Below are 4,523 nucleotides of genomic sequence, written 5' to 3'. Positions count from 1 at the left end.
TTGACAGCCGGGTTCGAAATGACATGGATGGGTGCTTGCGCCGGGTCGAAAGGACATAGGGGCGTTCGTTGTAATGACATGGAGCATTCGCCGGGGCGAAAGGCCATGCCTTTTCGTCGCTTCGCCACCCTCCTTGTCGCTTCGAACGTTCCTTTCTGTCACTTCGAACGAACGTGAGAAGTCTTAAACGCAACGCAGTCTCCGAGACCTCGGGGGTTAAGATTTCTCCCCGGCTTGGCAGCCGGGTTCGAAATGACATGGGTGGGTGCTTGCGCCGGGTCAAAATGACATGGGTGGGCGCTTGCGCCGGGTCAAAAGGACATGGGGGGCATTCGTTCCTCGAAGTGACATGGGACTGGCGCTCCCCGAAATGACATAACTTCTTGTCACTTTGACACCTTTTATGTTACCTCGAACGCCCCTATACCTTTGAAAAGCCGCCCTGAACGAGGATGAAGAAAAAATGGATCCTGCCGACATAATTGCAAACGCCGGAGCCGAGAATCGGTTCTCGTTGACGGAGGCCGAAGCGAAGCGGGTGTTGCGGGTTTACGGCGTGCCCGTCGTGGATGAAGCCGTCGCTTTAACCGAGGCTGAAGTCATCGGACATGCCCGCCGCCTGGGGTACCCTGTCGTGGTCAAGGCGTTAGGCCATCGTCTCACCCATAAAACGGAACGGGGCCTCGTTCGGACGGGGATCCGGCATGAACCGGAGCTTCCCGCCGTGGTCAGGGCGATGGAAGCCGCCGCAGGAGACGATCTGGAGGGCTTTCTCGTTCAACCGCACGTTTCCGGGGATCGGAAGTTCGTTGCCGGTTTCTTCCGTGACCGGCAGTTCGGACCCGTCGTCATGTTCGGTCTCGGCGGTGTATTCACCGAAGCCCTGGGGGACGTCGTTTTTCGTGTCGCCCCGGTGACGCGGGCGGAAGCCCTGCATGCCGTCGGTGAAATCAGGGGCCGGGCCCTCCTCGATGACTTTCGCGGACAGGGCGCCGTGGATCGGGAGGCGATTGTTCGCGTCATGGAGGGCCTGTCCCGCCTGGCCGACGATTTTCCGGAAATCCGGGAGGTCGATATCAATCCCCTGATCGCCGATGCCGAGGGCCGTCTTACGGCGGTGGACGCCCTGATCGTGTTGGGAAAGCCCGATACGCCGGGGCCGCGGCGCCGGCCTGTCGATCCGGGGACGATCTACAGGCTGTTCCACCCCCGTTCGATTGCTTTTGTCGGCGCTTCCGCCACCTTCGGGAAGTGGGGGCACATGCTTTTCACCAATGTGGTGGGCGGAGGCTACGAGGGCGGGATTTACCTGGTCAACCCCCGGGGCGGTGAAATCGCGGGCCGACCGGTTTACAAGTCGGTGCTCGACATTCCGGGTCCCGTGGACCTTGGCATCGTGACCCTCCCGGCCGACAAGGTTCCCTCGGTTATCCCCGATTTTGAAAAGAAGGGGATCCGCCAGATGCTGCTCATCACCTCCGGTTTCGGCGAGATGGGGGAGGAGGGGAAGCGGCGGGAGGAAGACCTGGTGGAACGGGCCAGGCGGGCGGATATTCTGATTCTTGGCCCCAACACGATGGGCATTATCAATCCCCATATCCATTTTACCTGCACCGGTTTTCACGTTCGCCCGAAACCGGGTACGACGACGCTCCTCGCCCAGTCGGGGAACCTCGGCATACAGCTTCTGGCCTTTGCCGTCGAAGAGGGAATCGGGATACGGGCGTTCTGCGGGTCGGGAAACGAATCCATGGTCGCCATCGAGGATTATATGGAAGGCTTCGTAGCGGACGAACAAACGGAGACGGTTCTCATGTACCTGGAAGGCATCAAGGACGGGCGGCGGTTTTATGAAACGGCCAGGCGCCTGTGCCTGAAAAAACCCGCCGTGGTCTTGAAGGGCGGCCGTACCGAATCGGGTAACCGTGCCGCGGCCAGCCATACGGGGGCCATGGCGTCCGACATGCGGGTCTTCGATTCAGCCTGCCGCCAGGCGGGGGTGATTGTGGTCGAGCACCCCATGGATCTCCTCGACCTGTCCGCTGTGTTTTCGTCCCTGCCCCTGCCCCGGGGGAATCGGGTTGCGGCGATCACCATCGGCGGCGGCTGGGGGGTCGTTCTGGCCGATCTTTGCGAAAAACACGGTTTGCGGGTTCCCAACCTGTCCCCGGAGTTGATCGGAAGAATCGACGGCATCCTGCCCCCTTACTGGAGCCGTTCCAACCCGATCGATTTGGTCGCGGAGTTCGACCCGGCCATTCCCATGATGCTGGTCGAGGAACTCATGAAGTGGGACGGGTGCGATGCGGTCGTTCATATGGGCATTCTCGGGCGGATGGCGTTCTTTCGCTGGTTGATGGAGTCCTCCGTCAAGGCGGATCCCCATTACGATCGCAAGCTGTTCGCGGCCATCCCCGCGATGGTCAGCGAATTCGAGGAGCAGTTTGTCCGGCATGTGATTCATCTGATGGCGCGGTACAAGAAGCCCGTCATGGGGGTTATCCTGCTCCCGGACGGGCAGGCGAAAACCATCCGGGAAGAGGCCGATGAACCATACAAAAGCGTTTCCTTCCTGACCCCGGAGCGGGTCGTCAAGTGCCTGGCCGAAATGTACGGATACCGATGCTGGCTGAACCGCCAGGGTGTCTGAGCGGGTAAGCCCCCGCACCCCCCCATGTTCCTTCCGCCTCATCATGTCATTTCGCCCCGGTGCAAGCACCCACCCATGTCATTTCGAGGAGCGAAGCGACGAGAAATCTTGTCCTTTACGCCATCCCAGAGCGTTACGTTTAAGATTCCTCACCCCGCTGTCGCGGGGATTCGGAATGACATTTTGGGCCTTTGGCGGTGGTCGGAGTGACAAAAAAAATGTCATTTCGACCCCGGTGCAAGCACCCTCCATGTCATTTCGACCCGGCTGTTAAGCCGGGGAGAAATCTTAACCCCTGAGGTTTCGGAGGTAGCGTTACGTTTAAGACTTCTCACGTTCGTTCGAAGTGACAAAGAGGGATGTCCGAAGTGACAGGGAAGGCGTTCGGGATGGCAAAAAGGCATGGCCCTCCGCCGGGCATTGCCCTGTGACAGACGGGGTTTACGACGTTTCACCGGGGTGGCCCCAGGCAAACAAGGGATTGCTTCCCGCCTTTCAATTTTCAGATGAATCTGGATTTTATATTTTTAAGGCACAATCGGGGGTCATCCCTGAAACAAAGAAACAGCGACCTTATAAATCTGAAATTCATGTGCCTGAACTGTTCAATCGCCATTTTCAAATACAGGTCGTTTATGAGCTCGCAGGCCACCCCTTTATATTTCCCCCCAAAATTCTTTCCGATCTCTTCGTAATGTTTCAATATTTTCGGATCACAGGAGAGAAAAGCGTTTCTCTCCATATAAGACAGGCCGCCACGGTGCCTCCGGTACGCGCTCATCGTTTCGTCAAGGCACCATAATTTCCCCTTTTCCGCCAGAGTCAAAAAGAGGATTATGTCCCCGAAAAAGTTATTGGGGCTGTGGTGCATGACATAATTTTCTCTGCGGAAAACAACGGACGCCGTCGGTATCGTCCAGTGCCGCAGAATTTCCGCCCCGGAATATTCCCTGTTCCCCAGATTTTGAAACGGCTGCCTCAGGGAGCCGCCGTCTTCGTAAACCATCAGGGCGTTATGAAAACACAGGGACACGTCTTCATGCGTCTCCAGAAAATCCACCTGCTTTTGCAGTTTACGAGGGTCCGTCCAATAGTCGTCCCCTTCGCACAGGGCGATGTATTTGCCCCGGGCGCGGGGAAAATTGAATCGCCTCATCATGATTCCCCTGGAGCCCCGGGAGAACTGGTTTTCCGTCTGCAGGAGGGGTTTGATTATATCCGGGTACTTTGTCTCGTATTCTCTGATGATTTTCTGTGTCCCGTCGGTCGAGGCGTCGTCATGGATCAGGACCTCAAAACCGAAATCGCACTGCTGCATCATGAACCCGTCCAGGCACTGGCGAATGTAGGGTGCATGATTGTAGGTCAAGCAGGATATGGAAACCAGAACATCATTCATCGTTCATGCAATCTTCCGGGTGAGCGGGCGCTGCGATTGGGCCGGGATACGGACCATCTTCAAATTGAAACGCTGTTCTTTTAGCATGGTTCGATGTGTTTTTACAGTCAGGACTGCCTGCCCGGTAAAAGGTGAGTATGCCATTCCGCCCCGGAGCAAGCGCCCCACCCATGTCATTTCGACCCGGCTGCCAAGCCGGGGAGAAATCTTAACCCCTGAGCTTTCAGAGGTGGCGTTACGTTTAAGACTTCTCACGTTCGTTCGAAGTGACAAAAAGGGATGTTCGAAGTGACAAAGAGGGATGTTCGACGTGACAGGGAGGATGTTCGAAGTGACAGGGCGGTGTCGTTTGGAATGATAACATGAAAAAAAGTGCACCTCCGACAGGGCGCTAGTGCTAGACTAACCCCTACGTTTTAGAAAACATTAAGGAGGTGCACGTGATGAAGTATATCGGAATTGATTATCATAAGC

2 protein-coding genes are annotated in these 4,523 nt (G+C 56.8%); one reads left to right on the top strand and one right to left on the bottom strand.

Translation table 11 applies throughout. The features are described from left to right. The first annotated feature begins 463 nt into the window (after positions 1-463). Complete coding sequence (locus tag GX147_10075) at positions 464-2,650, top strand: CoA-binding protein (GenBank protein ID NLN61019.1); 2,187 nt, start codon at positions 464-466, stop codon at positions 2,648-2,650. A gap of 502 nt (positions 2,651-3,152) precedes the next feature. Here the strand turns inward: GX147_10075 and GX147_10070 are convergent. Beyond that, positions 3,153-4,049, bottom strand: a complete 897-nt coding sequence (locus tag GX147_10070; protein NLN61018.1) for a glycosyltransferase — start codon at positions 4,047-4,049, stop codon at positions 3,153-3,155. Positions 4,050-4,523: the final 474 nt, after the last annotated feature.

It is taken from the genome of Deltaproteobacteria bacterium, assembly GCA_012522415.1.
Taxonomy (GTDB): domain Bacteria; phylum Desulfobacterota; class Syntrophia; order Syntrophales; family JAAYKM01; genus JAAYKM01.
Note: the sequence above shows the minus strand (reverse complement) of the source record. Positions and strands in the feature narration are given on the sequence as shown.